Here is a 1,267-nt window from a genome sequence, read left to right as displayed (position 1 = left end):
GGACGATTTGCAGAGTCACTAAGAAATAAATAAACTATTTATTTCTTAGTACATTGAATAAGATAATGTCTAATAACACCAAACAATATATTGAAAAAGCAGCTACTCAGATTAGACAGGATTACGATTTAATCGATTATGAAATAGATCTTTTTAAATTAGGTGAAGAACTAGGGATTGATATACAAACTCAATCTCAAAAGAGTCATGGTATTTCTGGAGCGCTTATTAGGAATGGCAATGATTTCCTAATCTACTATGCTTCTTCTATCAATAATATTCCATATCAACGATTCAGTATTGCCCATGAATTTGGGCATTATTTTTTACCTGAACATCCTGAAAATATCTTTAATAAAAATGGTACTCATTTTTCAAGTGCAGGTTCGAGCAGTAAAGATCCCTATGAAAGAGAAGCAGACTATTTTTCTACCTGCTTACTAATGCCTAAATTTCTTTTTGAAAAGGAAATGTATAAATACAATGACGGCTTAGAAGCAATTAAGTCTTTAGCTAGTATTTTCAATACGTCCTTAACCTCTACAGCTATACGATATATTGAACTTACTGAAGCACCTGCGCTATTAATTATCAGTTCAAATGGTAAAGTAGATGCTGTTTTCGATACTAAGGAACTACGTAAGTTTGGAAAGTGTATTTATATAAAAAACAAAGTCTTACCAAATAAAAATATAATTTCAACTGAGCTATCAAAAAAAGAAATTTTTCTTAATGAATGGATTGATACAAATCATCGTATTAAAGCAATTGAGGAAAGTATCACATTGGGATCTTATGAAAAAACTCTCACAGTAATCACAACAAATACTTTATATGAAGAGATTGAAGATGAGTTTAGTGATACATGGGAACCCCCTTCATTCAAATAGTATATTAAATATACAGTTTCTTATTTAACATAAAATCTCTTACGCGAAGTTGGTTTGTAAGCCCAAAATAGAAATGTCTGATTTCTCCAAAGTAAAAATGTTCACTTTTAGAATATGTGCTTTTGCGATTGTCGAAGCAGACGATTTTATATGTTAGCGTCATGCCAGATAAAGAACTTAAAAGATTGTCAATCTTGCAGGAAATCTGCGATCAACGCATACCTCAAACCTAGTCTGCTCAGTTACTTCATATTTCAAAACGTCAGATCAGACGTTTACTGCAAAATACAAAGCTCAAGGCCCAGTTGGACCTACATTCAGGGCTGCTTTTCCCCTATCAGCTTTTTAATGGATGTTTTATGAGCAACAATGAATGT

The 1,267-nt window shown here is 32.1% G+C and carries 1 protein-coding gene and 1 pseudogene; both read left to right on the top strand.

Annotated elements, in window-relative coordinates:
- The first annotated feature begins 65 nt into the window (after positions 1-65).
- Positions 66-890 (top strand): ImmA/IrrE family metallo-endopeptidase, encoded by an 825-nt coding sequence (locus FTV38_RS17645; protein WP_163146744.1) that lies wholly within the window; start codon positions 66-68, stop codon positions 888-890.
- Between the two features lie 161 nt (positions 891-1,051).
- Positions 1,052-1,194: pseudogene (locus FTV38_RS18490) on the top strand (helix-turn-helix domain-containing protein); the annotation flags it as partial.
- Positions 1,195-1,267: the final 73 nt, after the last annotated feature.

It is taken from the genome of Acinetobacter sp. YH16044 (assembly GCF_013417145.1).
GTDB classification, from domain to species: Bacteria; Pseudomonadota; Gammaproteobacteria; order Pseudomonadales; family Moraxellaceae; genus Acinetobacter; species Acinetobacter amyesii.
The sequence above is the reverse complement of the archived record's forward strand: the minus strand, read 5'-3'. Positions and strand labels throughout refer to the sequence as shown.

Excerpts from the sequence above, each read along its gene's own strand:
- FTV38_RS17645 (WP_163146744.1), top strand. The coding sequence starts at position 66 with ATGTCTAATAACACCAAACAATATATTGAAAAAGCAGCTACTCAGATT.